This window comes from Bacillus sp. CIS52, assembly GCF_053545315.1.
This window is the reverse complement of record NZ_JBIUFR010000001.1, coordinates 1,747,088-1,771,468: the sequence shown is the minus strand read 5'-3', so window position 1 is coordinate 1,771,468 and position 24,381 is coordinate 1,747,088. Positions and strand designations below refer to the sequence as shown.

The following is a 24,381-nucleotide window of genomic DNA, read 5'->3' as shown; positions in this document are numbered from 1 at the left end:
AATAATGCATAAGATACATTTTCCTTCTGGCAATAAGGGTTCAATTGATGGATATCGCCGTTAAAAACAGCCGGCTTCCTCTCGCCGGCTGAATCAAAACGTTATTCATCTTCACGGAATACTGGGGCGCTTCTTTCATACTCTATATCTTTCACGCCATGTCTTGCGTTGACTGCTCTTGCCGCCGCGAAAAAATAATCAGACAGGCGGTTCAAGTAACGCATCACCGTGTCATTTATCTCTTCTGTTCTGCCAAGTTTCACGATGAGACGCTCCGCCCGTCTTGTGACGGTCCTGGCAATGTGAAGCTGAGCAGCCGCCTTATGCCCGCCCGGAAGAATAAATTTTTCAAGCGGAGGCGCTTCAGCGGTATAACGGTCTATGCAGTCTTCCAGCACGGTAATAGATTTCTCTCTTAATGTATAGCTCTTATTCTCCGTGACAGTCGCCAAGTCGGCGCCGCAGTCAAACAGCTCATGCTGAATGTTTCTGAGTTCGGCTTTCAGATCACCGCAATTCTCACAATCATCAAGCTCCGCAAGCGCAAGCCCGATAAAGCTGTTCAGCTCATCGATCGTCCCGTAGCTCTCAACCCGCAGACTGTCTTTATCCGTTCTGCCGCCGATCAGGCTTGTCTGCCCTTTATCGCCGGTTTTCGTATACAGCTTCATCGTTCTGTTCCTCCTTCTTCCGCCGCTTTTACACATGCCGCGGTTCCTCTTCTCACAGCTTTTTCCGCATGGCGGACGTCCATTACCTTTCCTGTCTGCCAGGCACAAATGACAATGTCGCCGTTTGCCTGTCTGCCGGAAAGAGCCTGCATTCTCGCTTCCGTTGCTGCCGTTAACAGCCGTACAAATCCTTGTTCAGATAAGCGGCCGCTGATGAGCGCCCAAACGGTGTGCTTGGCGGTCACGGCAATCGTTATCGAATCAAACGTCCGGCAGACAAAACCAGCCGCCGCTGATCCGGTAAGCCGGCGGCTCCACGAAAAGCCTGAGCCGTCAGATGCGGTTGACAACATTCTGAACGGACGGTCTGTTTGAAGCGTTACGGTATTTCCGCTTTTGTTTATCAAAGAGGCGAACTGAACGCTGGCGGACTCTCTTTCCTCCCGCACTTCCGGCATGAAGGCGATCAGCGGTTTCGGTGACGCTTTTTGGCCGACAGCACTGACGGTGATGCCGTAAATGTCTTCAATCGTTTCTTTTTTCAAAGCCTGATCCGGCGTCTGCTTCGAAAAAGCGCGTCCGTCTTTCATCATCAGGAGCTGATCACAGTATTGTCCTGCGGCGTTGAGGTCGTGAAAAATACTGATGACCGTCAGGCCGCTTTCTCTCGTCAGCCGCTTCACCGTATCAAGCAGGTCTTTTTGATATTTGAGATCAAGAAATGTCGTCGGCTCATCCAGACACAGCACCTCAGGCTGCTGAGCCAGCGCCTGCGCCAGAAAGACGCGCTGCCGCTCCCCGCCGCTCAGATTGCGGACGGATTGCTGCGCATATCGGTCGATGCCGGTCATTTCCATCGCTTCCCGGACAATGTCTTCGTCATGTTGATCCATCTGTCTGAAGAGTCCTTTTTGATACGGGTATCTGCCGAAAGACACCGTTTCCTTCACGGTAAATGAAAAGGCTTGCTCCGTATGCTGCGGCAAAACGGCCATGATTTTCGCAAGCTCCCGCGGCTTGTATCTGCCCGCGGGCCTGCCTGCGACAAGCACCTCGCCTTTTGACGGAGAAAGCATCCCCGTCAGCAATTTCATCAGCGTTGTTTTTCCTGAACCGTTCGGACCGAGTATGCCGACAAATTCACCCTTTCCGGCGGTAAAGCTGACATCCTCTACAATCATCCGGCCTCCGTACCCGCCGGACAGGCCGCTCACCCTGATCATAAGCGTTTCCCTCCATGATGCTGGCGAAGCAGAATCACGGCAAATACAGGCGCTCCCGCCAAAGCCGTCATAATGCCGATCGGCAATTCGACAGGTTCAATGACGGTGCGGGAAAACAAATCCGCCAAAATGAGAAAACCGGCGCCCGTCAATGCTGACAGCGGGAGTAAATGGCGATGATCCGTTCCCCATAAAAGCCGTGTCACATGGGGAATGACAAGGCCGACAAATCCGATTGTCCCCGATACGGCAACCGCTCCTCCCGTCAGCAGAGATCCGGCAGCGATCATCAGCAGTTTTCTTTTTCCTGTACTGACGCCTAACAGCCTTGCCTTTTCTTCTCCATAAGTCATAATGTTTAATTCTCTGCCATTGATAAGCAGAAGCGCCGTCCCGGCCAGAAAAAAAGGCAGAAACAGCGCGACATAGCCCCAGCCCCTCATTGACACGCTTCCTAACAGCCAGCGCACAATCGGGAGCAGGTCATTTCCCGTTAAAGCGATCACAAGCGAAATGAGAGCTCCGAGAAAAGAATTCATGATAATGCCTGTCAAAATGAGCGTCGAAACAGACATCGACGCATGAACGAGACGGCTGAAAAACAGAACCGCCGCCATGACCGCAATGGCTGCGGCGATGCTGACAACCGGAAGTGTGAACCGGCCGATGACGGGAATCTGGAGACCGAAAAACAAGGTGATCACGGCTCCCGCCGAAGCTCCCGAAGACACCCCGAGTGTATAAGGGTCGGCGAGCGGATTTTTCAGAAGTCCCTGAAACGCCGCTCCCGCAATAGATAACGCGGCTCCGACAAGGGCGGCCAGAACGACTCTCGGCAGGCGGATATTCATCATAATATTGACATTCATAGGGTCAGCCGAGGATGTCCGGCCGACCCCTATCCAAAAAACGTCGGATAAAGGAATATGCAGACTGCCGATTGAAATGCCAAACGCCGCACAAACGGCTAAAAACAGCAGGCTGACCGCGTAAGCCAGCGGCCGGTTACTTTTTAAACGTTTCAGGATAAACGCTTTCCGCAAGCTTCTCGACCCCTTTTACAAGGCGCGGGCCTGAGCGTGTGACAAGGTCAGGATCAACAGAATAGACGTTGTGGTGTTTGACCGCATTGACGGCACCCCAGCCGGCGCGTTTTTCCACTTCAGCGGCCTTTACGCCGTCTGTCGTAATGATGACGTCCGGATTCATTTTGACAATCGCTTCATCCGTCAGCTGCACCCAGCCGGTCTGGCTGCCGGCGGCGTTTTTCGCATGTATATCTTCAAGCATTTCGTTCATAAACGTGCCCTTTCCCGTTGTATAGCCGTCAGGAGAAACCTCGACGAATACTTTCTTTTCATCTTTTTCAGAAATCGCCGCCGCTTTCTTTTCTATGCCGGAAAGGTCGGATTTCATCTTTTTGATCAGCTTGTCCGCCTGCTTTTCTTTGCCGGCTGCTTTTCCGATCATACTGATTGATTTGTACACGTCTTGGAACGATTGCGCATCATTGACCGTTAAGACGGTGATGCCCGCATCTTTTAACTGCTTCATCGCATCGGCGGAAGCAGACATTGAGGACGCGTGGGCCAGCACGAGATCCGGCTTCAGCGCGATGACTTTCTCAGCGTTTACATTCATATCTCCGACTTTCGGTTTTTTTGCAGCTTCTTTCGGATATGTATCATTTGTCGTGACGCCTGCGACCTTATCTCCCAGTCCGAGCGCGTATGTAATTTCCGTATTGCTCGGCATGAGGGAGACGATTTTTTCGGGCGCCTGCTTCATGGTTACTTTGTCATTTGCGGCATCCTTGATGGTTACCGGGAACGCCTCGGTTGAAACGGCTTTTTGTTTGGCCGCGCTTCCTTCTTCTTGCGCGCCGGAACAGCCGGCGGTCACAACGGCGGTGACAAAGAGCGCCGCCCAGACGGCAGTGATCTTCTTCATTCTTTTAACTCCCCCTGATTATGGTAAACGATTGTCTTCTTGACATTCGTATCCTTTTTTCGCAGTAATTATACTATAAGTCTTGAAGGCTTGTATATCCGGCCTTTTTTGCATGAAAGCAAATGATTCGTAAACACTAAAATTCATCATGTATACTGTTACACAATGGAGTAAAAAGGAGGATCATCATGGAATTACAGCTTGAACGAAAACTCGTGTTAATCACAGGATCAACTTCCGGCATCGGAAAAGCCGCGGCAAAAAGCTTTTTAACCGAAGGCGCCGAGGTGATTGTAAACGGAAGAAAAAAAGAAACCGTTGAACGGACGGTTGAGGAGCTTTCCGCTTACGGAACGGTTCACGGCATCGCCGCAGATTTATCGCGTCAGGAGGAGGCCGATGACCTGATTAAGCGCGCCGCCGGAATCGGGGAAGTCGATATTCTCGTTAATAACCTCGGTTTTTTCGAAGTAAAGGACTTCGCGGATGTATCTGATGACGAATGGACCCGGTATTTTGAAGTGAATGTCATGAGCGCCGTGCGCCTGTGCCGGCGTTTTCTGCCGCAAATGCTTGAAAGAAACAGCGGACGGATTTTGAACATCTCCAGTGAAGCCGGTGTCAAACCGCTTGCGCAAATGATTCCGTATTCAATGACGAAAACGGCGTTAATCAGCTTGTCACGGGGGATGGCGGAAATGACAAAAGGCACGAATGTCACGGTAAACTCTGTGCTGCCTGGACCGACATGGACCGAAGGCGTCGCTTCTTACATGGAAGGAGCCGCAAAGGCCGCTGGAGAAGATACGGACAGCTTCGTTCGGGATTATTTTAAAGTGAATGAACCGACATCTTTGATCCAGCGCTATGCGACCCCGGAAGAAGTCGCCAATACGATTGTATTTCTCGCTTCAGCTGCGGCATCTGCCATTAACGGCACCGCACAGCGGGTTGAAGGCGGCATCATCCGCTCCATTTAACAAAAAAAGCCCGGCACAATGGGACTGTTCCCATATGCCAGGGCTTTTTTACATGAGGCCTGCAAACGGAACCGGCTCCCAGCCGCCTGTCTCAAGCTCTGCGGAAAACAGGCCGCCCGCATGCGGCTGTTCAAGTCTTTCGGCTTCCGTCAATTTTTCCGTCGCGGTCGTAATGTATAATGTGTTGAGCTCCCTTCCTCCGAACGCACAGCAGGTGACGTATTTTGCGGGAACTTCAATAGATGCAATTTCCTTATGCGAAAACGGGTCAATCCGGACGGCACGGCCGCCTCCGAACAGAGCCACCCACAGCATTCCGTCACGGTCAATAGTCATCCCGTCGGGAGATCCTTGCGACTCCGGAAAGCGGTAGACCGTTTTCGGATCTGATACGGCTCCGGTTTCAGGATCGTATGCATAACAGACGATTTCCTGCGTCGGAGTATCAATATAGTACATCAGGTTTCGATCCCGATCCCAATCCAAACCGTTCGAAGTGGAGACCTGGTCTTTTATTTTGGCAAGACTGCCGTCCGTATTCAGACGGTACAGCGAAGCCTCCTCTTCTTTGCCTTCCATGCTCGTCGTCCCCGCCCATAATCTTCCGGACGGGTCGCATTTGGCGTCATTGAAACGGATATCTTCCCGCATGTCTTTCGGCTGCTTCATCTTCGTCAATGTGTCTTCCCGGAGATTGTACAGGTAAAATCCGTCTTTCATCGTCATCACCAGCTCTTCCTTTGAATACAAGGCCAGAGCCGTGACAAATGATTTGAATTTAACGGAACGGTTGATTCCGTCAGCCGGAGTGAAAATATGGAGCTGGCTGCCCAGTATATCCACCCAGTACAGGCATTGCTTGTCCTTATCCCATAAAGGGCCTTCTCCTATAACTGCTCTCGTATCTGCTCGTAATGCTGCTTCCATGTGTGAACACCTCTTCTTTTGCTTGTCAGTCTTCTATTGTTATTCCCGACAAAGCGGCGTCCAAACTCAATCTTTCTTAAAAAGAATCGTAATCACCGTTCCGGCGCTGATTCTGCTGTTGACATGAATGGTTCCGTTATGAAGGTGAACCAGCTCCTTGGCAATGGCGAGCCCGAGCCCAGTTCCTTCTGACGGCCCCTTCGTATTCGTTCCCCGGTAATAACGGTTAAACAGCTGGTGAATCGTTTCGTCGTCCATTCCTCTTCCGTTATCTTTCACCTTCAGAATGAGCTGTTCTGCTGATTCCTCAAGCACGACCCGAATGGCGGTCCCTTTTTTATTATGCTTTACCGCGTTTGCCAGCAGATTCTCCAGAATACGGCGGAACCATGCTTCATCAATGGCGAAAAGAATATCTTCCTTTTTGGTTTCAAAGGCGATGTCATAGCCTTCCGAGAACGTGTTTTTCGTGAAATCGTTCGTGACGTTTCTGATAAACGGAACGACGTTAATCAGGCGCCGTTCGATCGGGAGGGCGGCGTTTTTCAGACGGTATGTCAAGTTCAAGTCCTCAATCAGCTTCGACATATATTCTGATTTTTCCCGGACGATCTGCCCCATTTCTTTGACTTCTTCCGGGGTCCAGTCGTATTGCTTCGATTCAAGCATCATGCTGTAGCCGTAAATCGTGCTCAGCGGGGTTTTCAAGTCATGGCTCAGACCGGCGATCCACTCTTCCCTTGTCGCCTGGATTTTTTCTCTGTTTTTCTTATCCCGCTTCAGCGTGTCCGTCAGCTGATCCATTGATTCGAAAATCTCAGCGAAAAAGCGGAACGGCTGCTTTGTTTTGCCTTTTTTATTTTTGCTGACCGGCTGTCCTTTGCGGTTCTTCGGCTCTTCAAGCCGGCCCTTTGATAAATTGACGAGCCATTTGATGGTATGAAACAGCGGCCAGCCGAAACGGAAAGAGTACCAGATGGTCAGGATGCAGATCATCAATACTAAGACTCCGATCAAGAGGAAGAGGGTTTTCAACACATTTCTCAGAAATGACTTGTTAAACTCATGATCGGGAATGTACACAGGGTTCGGCACAGAAGCGACCATCCATTTCGTTTTATCGAGCCTTTTAAAAGAAATCTCCCGCTTGTAATTCCACGGTTTGGAATTGTATTTCAGCAATTCAAGCTCATTGACGGTGTTCCGCTCTTTTTTTGTGCTGTTGATATCCCCGAGCAGTCTGCCGCTGTCTTCGAGAAGGTAGACCGCCCCTTTTTCCCGTTTAATATAATCAACCGTGCTTTTTTTATATTGAGAAAGAGAAGCGAGGGATGGCTCCTGGGACTCGATGTAAGTGAGAAGCTGCTCACTGGCGGATTTCCAGCCGAACAGAATCAGATAGGTCTCATCATTAATCGTGACCGTCCAGTAGTTCAGCTTATAGCTGTCGAAATTCCGATACTGATAAATGGATAAGAGATCTTTTCTGCTGTAATGGCTCGGGACGTCTTTCGGCACTCTGTACGCGTAGTCCGTTTTTTCTTTGTCATTAATGATCTGCAGCCAGCCCTTCTGCTTTCTGACCGACATCTTTAAAAATTCATCGACATCCCATGTGCCGTCTTCGTTTTTATCAAGCCACGCTTCAAACGAGTCTGCCGTCGCTTTAGTAAGTCCTGCATTGGCTTCCGCTTCGCTGAAACGCCAATCCAAATAGAAGAAAGAAGCGACGGCCAAAACGGACATCAGCAGGATGACAAGCAGCAGCTGACCGAAAAAGTGAAGCAGAAATTTTCCGCGCATTCTCATGAGCGGGTTCCTTTTTCTCCTTGATCGGGAATAAACCGATAACCGAGGCCGCGCACCGTCACAATATAGGACGGATTGCTGGGGTCTTTTTCAATCTTTTCTCTGAGCTTGCGGATGTGAACCATGACGGTGTTGTTGTCGCCGTAAGACGGGTAGCCCCATACTTTTTCATAGATCTGGTCTTTAGAGAGCACCACATCAGGATGTTCACAGAAATATTGAAGCAATTGCAGAAGCTGTGCGGAGCAGCTGACGGGCTCGCCCCCGACAATCAGCTCGGCGTTTTGCGGCGAATAGGAAAAATGGCTGTATGAGTACGTTTTCTCTTCGCGCTTATAGGTTCTCTTCAACGTCGCCCTGATCCGCGCCGCCAATTCAAGCGGATTAAACGGCTTTGTTATATAATCGTCAGCTCCCAATGCAAATCCTGACAGCTTATCCGCATCAGACGACCGGGCAGTCAGAAAAAAGATCGGAGCGTCGGTATAGTTCCGGATTTCGGCGCATGCCTCAAAACCGGACATGCCTTCCATCATCACATCCAGCACGAGCAGATCCGCTGTCTCATGTTTAACAAACTCAATCGCTTCCTCTGCGCTGCCTGCTGTCTTAATGTTGTGATAGCCTTCTTTGACGAGAACGCGCTTGACCATATCAACGATCGCCTTCTCATCGTCTACAATTAAAATTGACGCATTTTCCACCTTGGACGTTCCTTTCTCTTTGTTTTTTTCATCATATCATTATATGGATAAGATTTGGTACTTTTTTAGTGCGGAGGTCTTGCGGGGAAACAGAAAAGAAAAACGAGACCGGACATCTCCTCTCGTTTTTCTCGCGGTGTCAGAGCGGAATCCCAATCATCCCGCCGCTTTGTCAGGAGCTTTCATTTATAAGATGAAGAATAAATTCCCAAAATCCCGGCACTTCCTGGCATAACAGCATGTCCGCTTTCTCAACGATTTTAATCTTCAATTCCTGTTCCAGATCTTCTCTTTCCTGGTAAGACGTATTGCTCAGTTTTTTTTTTATCATTGGCGAAAAACGCGAAATTAAAAGTTCCATTTCGTCGATATCTGTTTTCCCCTTATTGAAGTCAAATGGCCCGTTCACTGCTTATTTTCCCCCTTTTTTCTGCTTGTCCAGCTGCTTTCTGAGATTGTCGAGACCCTTTTTATGAATATTGGAAATGTTCTGCCGTGATTCCCCCAGAGACTCGGCAATCTCCTTCATTGTCGCTCCGTGAAGATAAATATTCGTCAGCACGCTTTTTTGTTTATCGGTTAACGTCTGGAGCGCTTCGTATAAATCCCTGTTTTGGACATGCTGGCTCAAATCCCCCTGCTGCCGCAGAAACTCTTCATACGCGTCTTTTCCCATTTCATAGGGAAGCGCTTCACCTCCTTCCGGCTGATCCACCGTAAGCGGATAGCGCTTCTGATTTTTGCGGATGCGCTTGTCAAAGTCGATGGAGAAAATCCGGATCATAGAATTCATATATTTGATGATCCGGATTTCCTTATAAAACTGCTTAAAATGTTCGTCCAGTGATTTTGCATCCTTCTCGTCTGAATGTTCGAGCACATTTTTAAATTTCTCGTAATGCTTAGGGTCACTCAAGAAATGTTTGACGATCGGATGTTTCATGATTTCCTTGCATTTTGACCGTAAAAGAACTTGATAGTCCATAAAACCGCCTCCTATTTAAATTAAATGAAAGAAAGCAAAAAAAAGTAAACTACTCCTTTCCGACTAAGGTTTCACACTCCTTATGTCCCGGTTTTGCCGGAACAAAAAAAGACTCTCGCCCGGATATCAGGTTTACAAGAGCAGCACGTTCTTTCACTTATATACATGACTGCAGGTCAAGTCAGGAGGTGGCTGGTGATGGATCAGGTTTTTATAGAAGAAGTTGTCAGACAGATCGGCAATCTCGGCTTTCCGGCTCTGATTGCCATGTATCTTCTCACACGGTTTGAGAAGAAGTTTGACGCCCTGATCGAGCTGATGGCGGAGCTGAAAGACCAGAAAATGAAAAATTAATTTTCACACGAAGTTGACTTTTCATCAGGACGCATCACTTAACAAAGCAGAAGGGAAAACGAAAGGCCTTTCACATTCTCTTTCTGAAAACCAAAGCTTGAGAGGAGACGATTTACATGTCAAAAGAAAACAACTGCAATATCCCGCAGCCGATCAGAGGAGACAAAGGAGCGACCGTCACGATACCGCGCAACCTGGAAAGAGACCGCCAAAATCCGGATATGCTGACGCCGCCGGAAACGGATCACGGCACGGTGGATAATATGAAATTCTCTTTCTCAGATGTGCATAACCGGCTGGAAAAGGGCGGATACGCACGTGAGGTAACCGTCCGCGAGCTGCCGATTTCTAAAAATCTCGCATCTGTCAACATGCGTTTAAAACCGGGCGCCATCCGTGAGCTGCATTGGCATAAAGAAGCGGAATGGGCATATATGCTGACGGGCAAAGCGCGGGTCACAATTGTTGATGAACAGGGACGCAGTTTTATTGATGACGTGAAAGAAGGAGATCTGTGGTATTTCCCATCAGGCCTGCCGCACTCCATTCAGGCGCTGAAAGAAGGCTGTGAATTCCTTTTAGTCTTTGATGACGGTTCATTCTCAGAAAACAGCACGTTCCAAGTAACTGACTGGCTTGCCCACACACCGCTTGATGTCATCGCCAGCAACTTCGGGGTTTCAGAAAAAGACCTTGCCGGACTGCCGGGGAAAGAAAAATATATCTTTGAAGAACCTGTTCCCGGCAAGCTGAAAGATGACATTGTGGAAGGACCGAACGGCGAGGTGCCTTACCCGTTCACCTACCGTCTGCTGGATGAAGGTCCGACTGCTGAAACGGACGGCGGCAAAGTATATATTGCGGATTCCACAAATTTCAAAGTGTCCAAAACGATCGCTTCAGCGCTTGTCGTGGTCGAACCGGGCGCAATGAGAGAGCTGCATTGGCATCCGAATACGCATGAATGGCAGTATTATATTTCCGGTAAAGGACGAATGACGGTGTTTGCTTCGGACGGCCATGCGAGAACTTTCAACTATCAGGCCGGAGATGTCGGCTACGTTCCGTTCGCCATGGGCCATTATGTAGAGAATCTGGGGGATGAGCCGCTCGTCTTCTTGGAAATCTTCAAGGATGACCACTACGCCGACGTGTCTCTGAACCAATGGCTCGCCATGCTTCCTGAGAAATTCGTCCAGCAGCATCTGGATCTGGGCAAAGACTTTACGGATATTCTTTCGAAAGAGAAACACCCTGTCGTCAAAAAGAAATGCTGAAGACACACACCGACTTGCAGAGTCCGTCTCTGCAAGTCTCCTCTGTGTAAAAAGGAGCTGAGCAGATGATCAATCAAAACGGGCCGAAATTGTTTTTTCTCCAGGTGCTCAGGTATGCCCTGGCAGCGGCCGCCGTATTATTCGGGTATTTCATCGTGATGATGACCGTTTTTTCATTAGCCGGGACGAGCTACGGATCAATAGCGTACGTCCTGCTTTTTTCCGTGCTTTTTATTCTTCTCGGTTTATGTTTTGAACCGCTTGAGCGGCTGATGATACATAGCTTTACTTTTTTTAGGACGGGCAGGCTGCCTTTTCTTCTTTTAGCCAGCACCGTTCAGCTGCTGTTCCTCTGGATGACTGCGTATACGACGGATAAAATGATTGAAAAGATTTGGCTGTCAACGACCGAGGAGCTGATTGTGGCGGGGGTTTTTTTCGTTTTGGATAAATGCGTCTCCGGGCAAAAGCAGCCCCGGGCGCAATAAAAAAACGCAGACCGAAATGGTTCTGCGTTTTTACCGTCATACCGTGGCACTTTCATGCCGGATTAAATCGTATGTCAAGCAGACGGGTTTGTTCGTGCGCGGATCTTTAACGATCTGTGCGTCAATCTGAAACACGTCTTCCAATATGCCGGGCGTCATGACTTCCTCCGCCGTCCCTTCCTTGATGACGCGCCCTTTTTTCAGCGCAATCATATAATGGGAAAAACGGGCGGCATGGTTCAGATCATGAATAACCATTAAAATCGTGCGCCCCTGCTCTTTGTTTAATTTGTCCAACAGCTGCAGAATTTCAAGCTGATGGGCGAGATCTAAATAAGTGGTCGGTTCATCAAGAAGCAGCAGCTCCGTTTCCTGAGCGAGCGCCATGGCGATCCACACACGCTGCCGCTGTCCTCCGGAAAGCGCTTCGATCGGCCGGTCGTAAAATTCGGCCATCCCCGTCTCTTCAAGCGCCCATTTGATCATATCACGGTCTTTATCACTCAAGCGGCCCATTCCGGACTGATGCGGAAACCTGCCGTAAGAAACAAGTTCGTATACCGTCAGCCCGCTCGGCGCTTCAGGCGTCTGCGGAAGGATGGCCATTTCCTTGGCGATGTCCTTCGTGGATTTTTGCATGATCGCCTGTCCGTTTAAATAAACGGCGCCGGATTTCGGTTTCATGATTCTTGACATCGTCTTAAGAACCGTCGATTTTCCGCATCCGTTTGGGCCGATCAGCGTTGTTATTTTCCCTTTCGGTATGGCGATGTCCAATTCTTTCGCTATCAGACGGTCTCCATAACCGACAGTAAGCTGTTCCGCCGATAATGAGTTCATCGCGGCAGTCTCCTTCCTCTATTTCGTTTTCATCAGCAAATATACAAAATACGGCGCTCCGAGCACGGAAATCACCAAGCCGACCGGAACCTCGGACGGCGCAAGCACATTTCTCGCCAGCGTATCAGCGAGCAGAAATAAAAATGCGCCGATTAAAGCCGAAACCGGGATAAGCGTCTGGTGGCGCGGCCCGGTAAGCCTTCTGGCCAAATGCGGGGCAATCAATCCGAGAAAAGCGATTCCGCCGGCTGCCGCAACACATGACGCGGCCAAGGCGGCAGCTGAAAACAGCAGAATGCGCCGTTCCTTTTCGACCCGGGTGCCGAGTCCCGCCGCCAGCTGGTCACCGAGCTGGAGCACGTTTAAATATCTCGCTTTATAGAGGCTGAACGGCAAAAGAACCAGCAGCCACGGCAAAATGGACAGCACCATTTTCCAATTGGCATTCCAAATCGAACCGGAAATCCATACAAGCGCCTGCATGAAGTCCCGCGGGTCCATTTTCAGCTGAAAAATCAAGAGAAGCGCATTAAACCCCGCATTAACGCCGATCCCGACCAAAATGAGCCGGACAGGCGAAACACCTTTTTTCCAAGCGAGCACATAGATGAGCAGTACAGCCAGAAAAGCCCCCGCCAAAGCGCTCACCGGAAGCAGCCATGTACTGAACATGCTTAAATCAGCAGCAGACCCTTGGAAAAAGAAGATAAACAGAACGACCGCCAAAGACGCTCCGGCGTTGATACCGAGAATGCCCGGCTCCGCCAAGTCATTTTGAGACACGCTTTGAAAAATCGCGCCTGAAACCGCGATTCCGGCCCCGACCAGCAATGACAGCACCATGCGCGGCAGTCTGAATTCAAATAAAACGAGCTGATCCCGGGCATCCCCCTGTCCGAAAAAGACACGTAACGCATCGAAAGGCGCAATCCGGATTACACCCATATTTAAGCTGATAAAAAAGACGATGCATATGAGCAAAAACGTAACGGCTATAACCGCCAGCGGTTTTTTCGATTTCACATTCATTACAGCCCTCTCCTTTCCCTGCGCGCCAAATAAAAGAAAAAGGGAACGCCGATAAGGGCCGTTAAAGCGCCGACCGGTGTTTCAAACGGCGCATTGACGAGTCTGGCCGCAATGTCACTGAAGACTAACAAAACGGCGCCGAATACCGCCGAACAAGGAATAATCCATCTGTAATCTACACCGACTAAAAAACGGGTGATGTGCGGAATCACCAAGCCGATAAAAGAAATGGCTCCGGCGACTGAGACTGAAGCCCCCGTCAAGAGGACAACGACAACCATTCCGATGACTTTCACAAGCGCCGTGTACTGCCCGAGCCCTTTCGCAAGCTCCTCACCCAAGCTCAGCACCGTCACTGAGCGCGCAATCAGAAATGCGAGCAAAAGCCCGATGGCGCCGACTGCCAAAAGCAGCTGGACGCCCTCCCATTTCACGGACGCGACTCCTCCGGCATACCAGAACTTCACATCCTGAGCGACATCAAAACGGATCGCAATCGCGCTTGAAAGCCCCGTTAAGAAATAGCCGACCGCCGTACCGGCCAGCGCGAGCTTCACCGGTGTCAGCCCGCCTTTTGAAAATAGGCCGATGCCAAACACAATGAGCGCCCCGATTCCCGCTCCCATAAAGGACCACAAAACAAGCCCTGCGGCAGAGAGCCCCGGAAAAAAAGCAAATGCCAAAGCGATCGCAAAACCCGACCCCGACGTCACGCCCATAATGGAAGGCTCAGCAAGCGGGTTCCGCGTCAGCCCCTGCATGATCGCCCCGGACACAGCTAAAAAAGCCCCGACGAGCGCGGCGGCGGCAGTTCTCGGCAGCCTCAGATCGCGTATGATTTGATGAGATGTATTTTGCGGCTGAAAGTGAAAGAGAGCATCCCACACCGTCCGCAGATGAATATCGGCAGCTCCGATGGAAACAGACAAGGCCGCGCCGATCAATAAAACCGCAATACCGGCACACAACAGCACAGCCGCCCGGAATGAACGCGCCGTCCACTGGATTTCGCTCCCTGATGCCCCTTGAGCCGTCATTGTCTGCTTCTTTTTTAATAGACCCAACACTCGTTCTTCCTTTCTCAAAACAAGAATGGTAATGATAATGATTATCAATGACTTGTTTCAGTATAGCACTTTTATCTTCTCTTTTAATAGACCTAATTTCATATCATAAAAGAAAGCTTTTCTTTAAAAAGAGCGTGCTTCTCTATAAAAGCAGTGATATAATCACACTGATAATGATTCTCTTTATCACTATTTTTTTATGAAAGAAGGAATGTCAGATGTTCCATACATACAAGAAAATCGGCGCTGCGCTGATTGCCGTGCTGCTCATCGCCGCTTTGGCCGCATGCGGAAATTCTTCAGACACGAAAGGCTCTTCTGAAAAAGGAGAAACCGTCACTTATAAAGCCGAAAACGGCAATATTAAAATTCCGAAGCACCCGAAACGTGTCGTCGTCATGGCTGACGGCTACTACGGCGACTTCAAACAGCTCGGCATCAATGTTGTCGGCGCGCCGCAAAACGTATTTAAAAACCCTTATTACAAAGGGAAAACAAACGGTGTGACAAACATCGGCAACGGCATGTCCGTTGAGAAAATCATTGACTTAAAGCCTGATTTAATCGTTGTCTGGACGACACAAGGCGCCGATATTGAAAAACTGGAAAAAATCGCGCCGACCATCGCCATTAAATATGACAAGCTCAGCAACATTGATCAATTCAAAGAGTTTGCGAAAATGACAGGCACTGAAGATAAAGCAGATAAATGGCTGGCTGAATGGGATAAGAAAACCGCTGCCGCTAAAACAAAAGTTCAAAAAGCGGTCGGCTCAAAAACCATCTCCATCATGCAGACAAACGGAAAAGACATCTATGTATTCGGTAAAGACTTCGGCCGCGGCGGAAGCATCATTTATGACAAACTCGGGCTGAAAGCCACAAAACTGACGAAGGAAAAAGCCATTAATCAAGGGCCGGGCTACGCCAGCATTTCACTTGAAAAACTGCCTGACTTCGCGGGAGACTATATCTTTATGGGGCCATGGCAGGCCGGCGGTGACGACAAAGGCGTGCTTGACAGTTCAATCTGGAAGAATCTCGATGCCGTCAAGCAACACCATGTCTATCACATTGATCCGATCGGCTTCTATTTCTCAGACCCGATCTCACTCGAAGGCCAGCTCGACTACATCACAAAAAGCTTAACAAAGTAACCCGGGAGCCGCTGTCACAGCGGCTTTTTATGACGCCAAAAACTTGACAAAAAAATTTATTTATTCTATAATTTACATTTTTGGATTAACTTGTATAATGAGATTCTCCCGGCCGAAGATTGATGTAAATAACGGAGGATCTTTAATATGAGAGAAAATAAAGCGAGTATGACTTCCCTGCTGTCGGCTTTCGTAAGGGCGTACCACAGTAAATACGACACACCGGTGATATTTGATGATTTCTTGGCACAAGATCTTTTATCTGAAAAAGAGCTGTCGGACATCAGCGATCATTTGATTCAAGGTATATCATTTTTCAGCAAAGACATGGCCCGGAAGCTTCAAGGCAAACCGGATGACATCTTAAAATGGGTGACTCAAGTTCAGCTGTCTCCTACACCGTTAGCCCGTGCGGCATATTGTGAAGAAGTGCTTTTGAATGAAGTGAAGCTCGGGGCCAAACAATATGTCATCCTCGGCGCAGGGCTGGATACTTTCTGTTTCAGGCATCCCGAGGTGACAAACAGCACAGACATCTTTGAAGTGGATCTCCGCGCTTCACAGGAAGACAAATTAAGCAGATTAAAACGTCTGGAGCGCGATATCCCGAGCCGTCTTCATTTTGCGCCGATGGACTTTACGGCTCCGCTTTCTTTCAGCCGTCTGAATCAGGAAGGTTTTTCCCGCCGAAAAACCTTTTTCAGCCTGCTCGGTGTGTCATATTATCTTACGAAAAAGCATCTGGCCCGCCTGCTTACACAATTATTTGCCGAAGTCCCGCCCGGCAGCTCTGTCGTGTTTGATTATGCGGATGAATCGCTCTTTGAAGAAAAAGGACTGTCAAACAGAGTGGAGAACATGGTGAAAATGGCTGCGGCAGGCGGAGAACCGATGCTGTCGTGTTTCAGCTATAAAGAAATTGAAAAGCTGTTAGAATCATCAGGCCTGCTTATTTATGAACATTTATCTCCAACGGTAATCAATGACCGTTTTTTCAGCGGGCGCACTGACCATTTAACCGCATTCGAGACCATTCATTATATACACGCCGTCAAAAAGTAATCCGCTGACGCAAAAAAAGACATCCCACAGACGTGAGATGTCTTTTTTTTATACGGATTGTCTGTTGTTTGCAAATTTCTTTGAAACGAAAGGATATAACAGCAAACCGACGAAAAACAGCCCGATCCCGAGAATAAAGGTCGTTAAATCGGCCGTTCCCGTAATAATGACGTAAAAAGAATAGATGCAGGCAAGGATAGCAATGAAACCGTCCTTCACTCTTGAACCCTTGATTTCGTCATACGTTTCACCCGTCAGCACGAGCTTCAGGCTGTAAAACGCAGATACGAGATACGGAATCAGATAAGCGAGTGTCGCCGCCGTTGTTAAAAACGTAAACGCGTCACTGATTGTCCGGGAAATAACCGAAAAGATAAAGATCTGTGACATCACGTTCGTGACGATTAATGACACAACCGGGCTGCCCTGTTTATTCGTTTTTGCAAAAGCGGCGGGAAAGTCTCCTGATTTCGCGGCTTGATACGGAACTTCAGAGCCGAGAAGAATCCAGCCGAGCATCGTCCCGAACAGACAGAGGATCGCCAAAATTGCCATAATGATGCTTCCCGCATTGCCGACGATCGCGTATAATACGTCAACAAACGGTTTTTCCGAGCCGACAAGCTTACCATGCGGAAGCACGCCCATCGTAATCAATGTCACGATGATATAGATGCTGAGCGCAATCAATAAGCCGGTAATGGTGGCGCGTTTCACGTCGCGCTGCGAACGGGCGCGCCCGGATAAGATGACTGCCGATTCAATTCCGACGAACGCCCATAATGTTGAAATCGCCGCATTGTGGACCTGACCGCCGATTCCCTCAACCGTGTGAGGACCTGTTTGAACCGGAAAATAAAAATGATCGAAAAACGACGTTTGAAACACAAACAAACCTGCAATGATAAAGAAGATAAATCCTAATACTTTTGAAAACGTCGTAACGAAATTTAATTTACTCGCACCGTTCATGCTGGAGACGAGAATCGTGTGAGTGCCCCATAATAAAACCGTACATACGGCAAACGTCAGCAGCTGGCCAAGTGTAACCGCCTGACCGCCGATTGAAAACATTTCACGCTTATCCGTTAAAATCGGGAAAAAAGAAGTTAAATATCCGGCAAGGCTGGTGATGATCGCCACGTTGCTGATCCAGCTCGCAACCCAATAGCCCCACACCATCGTGAATCCGGCTGCGTTCCCTTTTTTCCGATCGCTGAACAGCGCTCTCGCATAGCTTTGCGGCCCCGCCGTCAGCTCAGGCTTGCGGATGGATAAGTGACCAAAGACAAGCGCGATCATTAACACACCGGCTCCCGTTAAAAGCCATGCCGATGTAGCGCCGAACGGGCTCGCGATTTTTGCGAGCGTGCTCGGAAGGGAAAAGATGCCCGAGCCTACCATATTTCCTACGACAAATGCCGTTAATAACCAAAAACCCCATTTTTTCGTCTGTTCCATTCCTGTACCTCCTGGTTGTTCATTCGTACGGACCAGACCCCGAGACCATATTTACACACAAAAAAAGCCTGAACAAAAGTCCATGCTTAAAGAAACACACACCCTTGATCTCCGGATAGCCCTCCGCGAAAAAGCACGCGGCAGTCCTGCACTTATTCAGATACAGTCCCAGCATAAAGAAGGATCGGCTTTCTTTACACTTCGGCGCTGATGCCTTTAACACATGTTTTGCGGCCCCTTATCAGCCTGGCATGTGCGACTCATCATCAAGCGCAACCTCTACCTCACCGAGAAAGAGTGAGGATTTTTATCATTCAATTCTACTCAGAGGTTATCAGAGATAAAAAGATCTGTCAAAGGGAAAAATTAGACGGAAAACGGATAGAGCATTCGCCCTACCCGTTTTATATGGTCAGCGGTTGTTTTTTTTCTTTTGAACAGCTTCTTGAAGCGGATCGTCTTTCAGAGCTGCACCGGCGTCCTCAAGCGCACCTTGAATGACGTTTTTGTTTTTATCGCTGTTTTTGCCTTTTTCTTTGTTAAAGAAAGCCATCTGTATCACCTCTTTATCAAATATAGGTACACCTATAATGTGTCTTTTTCCGCGGCAGAATATGCGGAATCCGATCCTCCTTCCTTTTGGCGGAACAGGTAAAGTTTGTTGATCAAACATGCATTCTCTTGATATATTTGTAATTCAGGGGATTTTGGCAAAAATAAAAAGGAGAAGCGAAAAATGACAGGAAAAACACACATCATGGGAGGCATCGCTTCTTGTTCCGCAATTGCGTATTATTACGGGTATGATCCGGTCCTTATGACCTCCGCGGGTGCCCTCGGGGCGCTGATTCCCGATATATGCCATACGAAAAGCAAAATCGGCAGAACGCTGCCCGTTCTGTCCAAAATCGTAAGCACGGTGTTCGGCCACAGAACGTTTACACACAGTCTGCTGTTTATGCTAATTATGTTTTTCATCACGGCAGCCTATATCCCGAATCCAAGCATCTCCGCCGGACTGATGATCGGAATGGCAAGCCACCTTGTGCTTGACGCATGGACCGTCAACGGCATTAAACTGCTGTTTCCGTCAACCATCCGCTTCCGTCTTCCCCTTTATATGAGGACGGGGAGCTTTTCGGAGCAGCTTGTGCTGGCCGGGTTAACGATTGTATCCTGCTATTATTTATACGAATTGGTTCACGGCCGCATCTCTTAAACAAAAAGCGTCTTTCGCTTTTAGGGTGAGGAGTCATACATATGAAGAAATCCTTTTTCAGCAATCATCGGTTTTTATGCCTGTCCATCCTGTTCATGTGGATAAAAACATACGTCGTTTACAAGCTCGGTTTTGATCTGCAGAACAATTCTGTTCTTGAGGAATGTCTGCTTCTCATTAACCCGCTGAGCTTTATTGTGCCGCTGTTCGGCATCGGCCTGCTGCTGACGGAAAAAAAGCAGCGGATCTTTCTGCTTTCGGCGAATGTGATGCTGACGGGGATTTTAATTGCGAATACGGTGTTTTACGGGTTTTATATTGATTTTATCACCATACCGGTTTTGTTTCAGGCAAGCAATATGGGCGATATGGGAAGCAGCGTCCAAGAGCTGTTTCACCCGCTGTATATCGCTTTATTCGCGGATATTGCGGTTCTGTTTTACCTAGCAGGAAAGCATAAAGCCGGTAAGGGAAAAGCGGGCTCCCGGACTGTTAAAGCGTATGCGTGGGCATCAGCCGGCCTCATGCTGTGCAACCTTGCGCTGTCTGAGGCCGAGCAGCCGAAGCTGTTCAGGCATCCTTTTGATCGTGAAGCGCTCGTAAAAGGAATCGGCCTGTTCCACTTTCATTTGTATGACACCATTTCGCAGACGCTGAATGCAGGGGCTAAAGCGTTTGCCGACGAAGACAGTCTTGCGGCGGTCGCGAACTACACCCAAGCCGACTACAGCCGCCCGTCCGATTCGAAATTCGGGCTTGCTAAAGGGCGTAATGTGATTTTTGTCACGCTTGAATCAACACAGCGTTTTGTGATGGATGAACGGGTCAACGGGCGGGAGATTACCCCGTTTATGAATAAGCTGCGGAAAAAAAGCTATGACTTCACTCATTTTTATCAGCAGACCGAACAGGGAAAAACCTCAGATTCAGAATTCATTACTGCGAATTCGCTGTATCCGTCTTCAAGCGGCGCCGTTTTTTTCACAAAAAGCGGCCACCGGTTCAATACGCTGTACCATACGTTAAAAGACCATCAGTACTATTCGGCCGTTCTGCATGCCAATCATAAGGCCTTTTGGAACCGGGATGAGATGTACGGAGCATTCGGCATCGACCGTTTTTTCGACGCGGATGAATTTAAAGTGACACCGGAAAATTCAACGGGCTGGGGCCTGAAGGACAAGGAGTTTCTCGAACAGTCAGCGGAAAAATTAAAGAAGCTTCCGCAGCCGTTTTACGCAAGCCTGCTGACTTTGACCAACCATTTTCCTTTTGAAATTGAAACACAGGATCAGCTCATTGAGGAACCGGACACAAGCAGTGATTTGTTAAACCGTTATGTGACGACGGTCCGCTATGAAGATGAGGCGCTAAAACACTTTTTCAACAAGCTGAAAAAAGAAGGGCTGTATGACAACGCGATGATCGTACTGATGGGAGACCATTACGGCATATCCGAAGCCCACAATAAAGGACTTGCCGAATTCTTGGGAAAAGAAGAAATCACGCCGTTTGATACGGTACAGCTTCAGCGCGTGCCGTTTATCATTCATATTCCCGGGGTGACCGACCGTGAGCCGGAAACGATCGCTTCCGCCGCGGGACAGGTTGATGTAAGACCGACGCTGCTTCACCTGCTCGGCATTGAAACGAAAGGCAGCATTCAGTTCGGCAATGACCTGTTTTCCAAAGAGCGGACTCCGTTTGCTGTGCTGAGAAACGGCAGCTTTATCACGAATGATCATATTTATACGAAAAATACGTGTTACAGCCGCAAAACGTGCGAACCGCTTTCTGACATGGGCGCGTGCAGCGATGAGAAAGAAAAAGCGGAACAAGAGCTGATGCTCTCCGATAAAATATTAAACGGCGACCTGCTGCGGTTTTACAAACAATAAAAAATCCCTCCGTCATTGGAGGGGTTTTTTATGTTTCATATATGAGCCGACCGGTCATTTTCGTATCATATCCGGATAATTGAGAAAGCTGAGACTTGAATTCCTCAGAATTAAGAACGTCCCGCACGCTTTGAACAAGCTCCCGGTTTTGTTTTAAGACGACCACATCGTACTGCTCACTGATTACCGGGATAAAGTCCGTGCCTGCCATATACGCCGCATGCTGCGACCCGACTCCGATATCCGCCTTGCCGCTTGATACTTGTGAAGCCGCTGACAGATGATCCGTGACAATGTCATGGTAGCCGGCAACCTCAGACGGCGTGATGCCGAATGATCTGAGCTGTTCATCCAGCAGCACCCTCACGCCTGATCCTTTTTCGCGATTGACGATACGGATATCCTTTCGGCTCAAGTCCTGAAGGCCCTGAATGTTCAGCGGATTGCCCTTTTTCACGTATAATCCGGCCTGCCGAAGCACGACATGAAAGAGCGCAAACGGCTCTCCTGAAAGAATGCGCTTCACATACGGGATGTTATACTCCCCCGTCTCCCCATCATACAGATGCAGACTGACGATGTCGCAGGCCCCGCGGTACATTTCGATCAGGCTGTTTAAGCTGCCGCTGTACTTACGGAGCGGTGACGCCTGTATCTTTTGTTCCAGCTGTTTGCTGAGGAGATCCATCGACACATCCTGGCCGCTGATGATAACAGACCGCCTTTTTTCCGGCTCCGGCCTGAGGGGCGGATCAGCCTCCTTGACTGCTGATGGCTCTTTAGACATCCTCATGTTTGCTTTATATTGTTTCAAGTCCTCTTCATCGACCCTCATCTGTCTTCCGACCCTGTACGCCGAAATGAGTCCTTTTTTTATCAAATCATATACTGTCAGTTTTGAGACCTTCAAAAGGCCCGCAACTTCTTCTATTGTATAGGAAGTGGCTTCTGTCATATTATCACGCTCCGTTTTTATTATAACGGTTCACATATTGAAAAAAAACCGCACCCTCACGTACAATTACGTTATAATTAGTTTTATCTAATGATATTTAGTTATAAGGGGTGCACAATGTTGAAAAAGAAAGCGACACTATTCACAACTGCGGTTATGGCCGTTTTTCTCGCAACTGCGGGCTGCTCATCCGGACAATCGGCCAAAGGCGGACAAAACGAGAAAGTAACGCTGACCGTTTCCGCAGCGGCCAGCGCTCAGGACGCGCTTAAAGAAATCCAAACCAACTACGAAAAATCACATTCAAACGTTGCCATCCAAGACAACTTCGGATCATCAGGCACACTGCAAAAACAAATTTCCCAAGGCGCGGGAGCAGATTTATTCTTCTCGGCAGCCGAAGATAAATTCGAAAAGCTTGTTCATGACGGCGATATCGACAAAAAGGACAGCACGGACCTTTTGAAAAACGAACTGGTCATGATCGTGCCTGAGAAAAACAGCGCACACCTTACACATCTGAATGACCTGAAAAAAGACAGCACGGAAAAAATCGCGCTCGGCACGCCTGAATCCGTTCCGGCCGGACAATACGCCAAACAGTCATTGACTAAATTATCCCTGTGGGACAAGGTAAAAGATAAAGTCGTCTATGCCAAAGACGTCCGCCAGGTGCTTTCTTATGTTGAAACCGGAAATGTCGATGCCGGGCTTGTCTATAAAACAGACGCTCTCATTTCGAAAAAGGTGAAAATCACCGATGAAGCACCGGCGAAAACACACGATCCGATCGTGTACCCGCTAGGCATCGTCAAAGATACAAAGCACCGTAAAGAAGCAGAAGCGTTTTATCAGTATCTGCAGTCAGATGCAGCTATGAAAGTGTTTAAGAAATATGGATTTACTGCCAAGTAACATTACGGCTTCGGAATTTTTCACCCCAGTCGTATTGTCTTTTGAGGTGGCTTTGGCTTCGGGCATCGCCGTCATCCTTCTCGGAACACTTGCAGGCGCCTGGATGGCGAAAGCGCGATTTCCCGGAAAAACGGCTGTGGAGACGCTGTTTATGCTCCCGCTCGTTCTTCCGCCTACCGTTGTCGGCTTCATCCTCATTATCATTTTCGGGAAACACAGCTTTATCGGCCGGGCGATCGAGCGGATTTTTCACCAGCCCGTCATTTTCACGTGGTGGGCCGCGGTGATCGCTTCGGCCATTGTCGCCTTCCCGCTTATGTATCAGTCTGCCAAAACAGGTTTCGCCGCGGTTGATTCTGACATCGAAGGTGCGGCGAAAGTAGACGGAGCCGGCAGATGGCAGGTATTCACCCGCATTTCCGTCCCGCTTGCCTTTCCGTCCCTTTTGACCGGAAGCATTCTCAGTATCGCAAGGGCGCTCGGTGAATTCGGGGCGACTTTAATGTTTGCGGGGAATATCCCGGGCGTCACCCAAACGCTGCCGACAGCGATTTACGTCGCGATGGATTCCGGCAATGAAACACTCGCCTGGGTGTGGGTGATCTGTATTATGATTATTTCTTTTCTGATGCTGTTTTTCATCCAACTGAAAAAACCGGCTTGACCGATCCGCCTTCCGCACACATTTCGCCGGGAGGCTTTTTGATTTAAAATCGGATGGTATATAATGAAACAAAAACACACAAAGGGTGCGGCTATGAAAATTAATGTCATTATCGCGGATGATAATTCTTTCATCAGAGAAGGAATGAAAATCATTCTGCATACATATGAGGAATTTACAGTATCGGCAACGCTGGAAAACGGATTAGAGGCGGCAGAGTATTGTAAACACAATCCCGTCGATATCGCCTTATTGGACGTTCGCATGCCGGTGATGAACGGCGTCGAAGCCGCAAAACGGATCGCGGAGGAAACGGATACGAAGCCGATGATCCTGACGACATTTGACGACGACGAGTATATTTTAGAAGCGATTAAAAACGGCGCAAAAGGATATTTATTAAAAAACACCGAACCGGAACGGATCCGCGATGCGATCAAAAGCGTCTTCAACGGGCACAGCATCCTTCAGGACACCGTGCTGGATAAAATAAAAGACAGCCTTTTCCGTCCGGCGGAAGCCGCACATCAAATTGATGAAAGCCAGTTTACTGAAAGAGAGCTCAGCATCATGTCGCTTATTGCGAAAGGACTGTCGAACAGAGAAATTTCAAAACAGCTTTTCATTTCTGAAGGGACGACGGCCAATTATATTTCATCTATTTTAGGGAAAACGGGTCTTGAGCACAGAACGCAGATCGCGATTTATTATATCACCGGGAAGGTGGATAACGGGCGTTGAACGGT

The 24,381-nt window shown here is 48.7% G+C and carries 26 protein-coding genes and 1 riboswitch; of the genes, 11 read left to right on the top strand and 15 right to left on the bottom strand.

Annotated features, from left to right (window positions below):
* Positions 1 to 101: 101 nt before the first annotated feature.
* The 4 genes from ACH32G_RS08605 to ACH32G_RS08590 are packed head-to-tail and all read right to left on the bottom strand — an operon-like array spanning position 102 to position 3,844.
* Positions 102 to 671 (bottom strand): cob(I)yrinic acid a,c-diamide adenosyltransferase, encoded by a 570-nt coding sequence (locus ACH32G_RS08605; RefSeq protein ID WP_448814215.1) that lies wholly within the window; start codon positions 669 to 671, stop codon positions 102 to 104.
* Positions 668 to 1,894: an ABC transporter ATP-binding protein gene (locus tag ACH32G_RS08600; RefSeq protein WP_448814214.1), complete on the bottom strand. Its 1,227-nt coding sequence runs from the start codon at positions 1,892 to 1,894 to the stop codon at positions 668 to 670. Before ACH32G_RS08600 ends, ACH32G_RS08605 begins: the two co-directional genes overlap by 4 nt.
* Positions 1,891 to 2,937: a FecCD family ABC transporter permease gene (locus tag ACH32G_RS08595; protein WP_448814213.1), complete on the bottom strand. Its 1,047-nt coding sequence runs from the start codon at positions 2,935 to 2,937 to the stop codon at positions 1,891 to 1,893. Before ACH32G_RS08595 ends, ACH32G_RS08600 begins: the two co-directional genes overlap by 4 nt.
* The gene (locus tag ACH32G_RS08590) at positions 2,900 to 3,844 is read right to left on the bottom strand and encodes an ABC transporter substrate-binding protein (RefSeq protein WP_049627348.1); all 945 of its coding nucleotides are present in this window, start codon (positions 3,842 to 3,844) and stop codon (positions 2,900 to 2,902) included. Before ACH32G_RS08590 ends, ACH32G_RS08595 begins: the two co-directional genes overlap by 38 nt.
* Positions 3,845 to 4,032: 188 nt before the next feature.
* On the opposite strand from ACH32G_RS08590, the gene ACH32G_RS08585 reads away from it, so the two are divergent.
* Positions 4,033 to 4,824: an SDR family NAD(P)-dependent oxidoreductase gene (locus ACH32G_RS08585; RefSeq protein ID WP_016937962.1), complete on the top strand. Its 792-nt coding sequence runs from the start codon at positions 4,033 to 4,035 to the stop codon at positions 4,822 to 4,824.
* 48 nt (positions 4,825 to 4,872) lie between these two features.
* Here the strand turns inward: ACH32G_RS08585 and ACH32G_RS08580 are convergent, their stop codons facing one another.
* The 5 genes from ACH32G_RS08580 to ACH32G_RS08560 all read right to left on the bottom strand — a co-directional run bounded on the left by ACH32G_RS08580 (position 4,873) and on the right by ACH32G_RS08560 (position 9,207).
* On the bottom strand, positions 4,873 to 5,751 hold the full coding sequence (locus tag ACH32G_RS08580; RefSeq protein WP_045925977.1) for an SMP-30/gluconolactonase/LRE family protein: 879 nt from the start codon (positions 5,749 to 5,751) through the stop codon (positions 4,873 to 4,875).
* A gap of 66 nt (positions 5,752 to 5,817) precedes the next feature.
* A complete protein-coding gene (locus ACH32G_RS08575; RefSeq protein ID WP_448814212.1) occupies positions 5,818 to 7,560 on the bottom strand; it encodes a sensor histidine kinase in 1,743 nt (580 codons plus the stop codon).
* Positions 7,557 to 8,264, bottom strand: a complete 708-nt coding sequence (locus ACH32G_RS08570) for a response regulator transcription factor (RefSeq protein WP_016937959.1) — start codon at positions 8,262 to 8,264, stop codon at positions 7,557 to 7,559. Before ACH32G_RS08570 ends, ACH32G_RS08575 begins: the two co-directional genes overlap by 4 nt.
* A gap of 172 nt (positions 8,265 to 8,436) precedes the next feature.
* Entirely contained in the window at positions 8,437 to 8,673 is a 237-nt protein-coding gene (gene rsoA, locus ACH32G_RS08565) for a sigma-O factor regulator RsoA (RefSeq protein WP_016937958.1), read from the bottom strand.
* A gap of 3 nt (positions 8,674 to 8,676) precedes the next feature.
* Entirely contained in the window at positions 8,677 to 9,207 is a 531-nt protein-coding gene (locus ACH32G_RS08560; protein WP_095241447.1) for a sigma-70 family RNA polymerase sigma factor, read from the bottom strand.
* A 240-nt stretch (positions 9,208 to 9,447) separates the two neighbouring features.
* Here ACH32G_RS08560 and ACH32G_RS08555 point away from each other — a divergent pair, with 240 nt between their 5' ends.
* From ACH32G_RS08555 to ACH32G_RS08545, 3 genes are all read left to right on the top strand, one after another.
* Positions 9,448 to 9,603, top strand: a complete 156-nt coding sequence (locus tag ACH32G_RS08555) for a YvrJ family protein (protein WP_016937956.1) — start codon at positions 9,448 to 9,450, stop codon at positions 9,601 to 9,603.
* A 116-nt stretch (positions 9,604 to 9,719) separates the two neighbouring features.
* Complete coding sequence (locus ACH32G_RS08550) at positions 9,720 to 10,880, top strand: oxalate decarboxylase family bicupin (RefSeq protein ID WP_016937955.1); 1,161 nt, start codon at positions 9,720 to 9,722, stop codon at positions 10,878 to 10,880.
* A 65-nt stretch (positions 10,881 to 10,945) separates the two neighbouring features.
* Complete coding sequence (locus tag ACH32G_RS08545; protein WP_415273020.1) at positions 10,946 to 11,368, top strand: regulatory YrvL family protein; 423 nt, start codon at positions 10,946 to 10,948, stop codon at positions 11,366 to 11,368.
* A gap of 36 nt (positions 11,369 to 11,404) precedes the next feature.
* Here the strand turns inward: ACH32G_RS08545 and ACH32G_RS08540 are convergent, their stop codons facing one another.
* Genes ACH32G_RS08540 through ACH32G_RS08530 form a run of 3 tightly spaced genes read right to left on the bottom strand, consistent with a single transcriptional unit; the run spans position 11,405 to position 14,274 of the window.
* Positions 11,405 to 12,208, bottom strand: coding sequence for an ABC transporter ATP-binding protein (locus ACH32G_RS08540; RefSeq protein WP_063094432.1), 804 nt, complete (start codon positions 12,206 to 12,208; stop codon positions 11,405 to 11,407).
* Between the two features lie 18 nt (positions 12,209 to 12,226).
* Positions 12,227 to 13,237 carry a FecCD family ABC transporter permease gene (locus tag ACH32G_RS08535; RefSeq protein ID WP_016937953.1) on the bottom strand — a complete coding sequence of 337 codons (1,011 nt, stop codon included), beginning with the start codon at positions 13,235 to 13,237 and terminating at the stop codon, positions 12,227 to 12,229.
* Positions 13,237 to 14,274, bottom strand: coding sequence for a FecCD family ABC transporter permease (locus ACH32G_RS08530; RefSeq protein WP_415273089.1), 1,038 nt, complete (start codon positions 14,272 to 14,274; stop codon positions 13,237 to 13,239). Before ACH32G_RS08530 ends, ACH32G_RS08535 begins: the two co-directional genes overlap by 1 nt.
* A 248-nt stretch (positions 14,275 to 14,522) precedes the next feature.
* On the opposite strand from ACH32G_RS08530, the gene ACH32G_RS08525 reads away from it, so the two are divergent.
* Both ACH32G_RS08525 and ACH32G_RS08520 read left to right on the top strand, forming a co-directional pair.
* Entirely contained in the window at positions 14,523 to 15,461 is a 939-nt protein-coding gene (locus tag ACH32G_RS08525) for an iron-hydroxamate ABC transporter substrate-binding protein (RefSeq protein WP_415273019.1), read from the top strand.
* Positions 15,462 to 15,608: 147 nt separating this feature from the next.
* Entirely contained in the window at positions 15,609 to 16,523 is a 915-nt protein-coding gene (locus tag ACH32G_RS08520; protein ID WP_415273018.1) for a class I SAM-dependent methyltransferase, read from the top strand.
* A gap of 48 nt (positions 16,524 to 16,571) precedes the next feature.
* On the opposite strand, the gene ACH32G_RS08515 is transcribed toward ACH32G_RS08520, so the two are convergent.
* A complete protein-coding gene (locus ACH32G_RS08515; protein ID WP_060964289.1) occupies positions 16,572 to 17,984 on the bottom strand; it encodes an amino acid permease in 1,413 nt (470 codons plus the stop codon).
* Between the two features lie 108 nt (positions 17,985 to 18,092).
* Positions 18,093 to 18,274, bottom strand: a riboswitch (Lysine riboswitch).
* 122 nt (positions 18,275 to 18,396) lie between these two features.
* Complete coding sequence (sspJ, locus tag ACH32G_RS08510; protein ID WP_007410034.1) at positions 18,397 to 18,537, bottom strand: small acid-soluble spore protein SspJ; 141 nt, start codon at positions 18,535 to 18,537, stop codon at positions 18,397 to 18,399.
* Positions 18,538 to 18,720: 183 nt separating this feature from the next.
* Here sspJ and ACH32G_RS08505 point away from each other — a divergent pair, with 183 nt between their 5' ends.
* On the top strand, positions 18,721 to 19,203 hold the full coding sequence (locus ACH32G_RS08505; protein WP_016937948.1) for a metal-dependent hydrolase: 483 nt from the start codon (positions 18,721 to 18,723) through the stop codon (positions 19,201 to 19,203).
* A 41-nt stretch (positions 19,204 to 19,244) separates the two neighbouring features.
* On the top strand, positions 19,245 to 21,101 hold the full coding sequence (locus ACH32G_RS08500) for an LTA synthase family protein (protein WP_448814211.1): 1,857 nt from the start codon (positions 19,245 to 19,247) through the stop codon (positions 21,099 to 21,101).
* 28 nt (positions 21,102 to 21,129) lie between these two features.
* Here ACH32G_RS08500 and ACH32G_RS08495 read toward each other — a convergent pair whose 3' ends face one another.
* Entirely contained in the window at positions 21,130 to 22,056 is a 927-nt protein-coding gene (locus tag ACH32G_RS08495) for a substrate-binding domain-containing protein (protein ID WP_448814210.1), read from the bottom strand.
* A 117-nt stretch (positions 22,057 to 22,173) separates the two neighbouring features.
* On the opposite strand from ACH32G_RS08495, the gene modA reads away from it, so the two are divergent.
* The 3 genes from modA to ACH32G_RS08480 all read left to right on the top strand — a co-directional run bounded on the left by modA (position 22,174) and on the right by ACH32G_RS08480 (position 24,376).
* Positions 22,174 to 22,971, top strand: a complete 798-nt coding sequence (gene modA / locus ACH32G_RS08490; protein ID WP_448814209.1) for a molybdate ABC transporter substrate-binding protein — start codon at positions 22,174 to 22,176, stop codon at positions 22,969 to 22,971.
* A complete protein-coding gene (gene modB / locus ACH32G_RS08485; protein WP_448814208.1) occupies positions 22,952 to 23,635 on the top strand; it encodes a molybdate ABC transporter permease subunit in 684 nt (227 codons plus the stop codon). The genes modA and modB overlap by 20 nt, the downstream gene beginning before the upstream one ends.
* Positions 23,636 to 23,728: 93 nt before the next feature.
* Entirely contained in the window at positions 23,729 to 24,376 is a 648-nt protein-coding gene (locus ACH32G_RS08480; protein WP_007410028.1) for a response regulator transcription factor, read from the top strand.
* Positions 24,377 to 24,381: the final 5 nt, after the last annotated feature.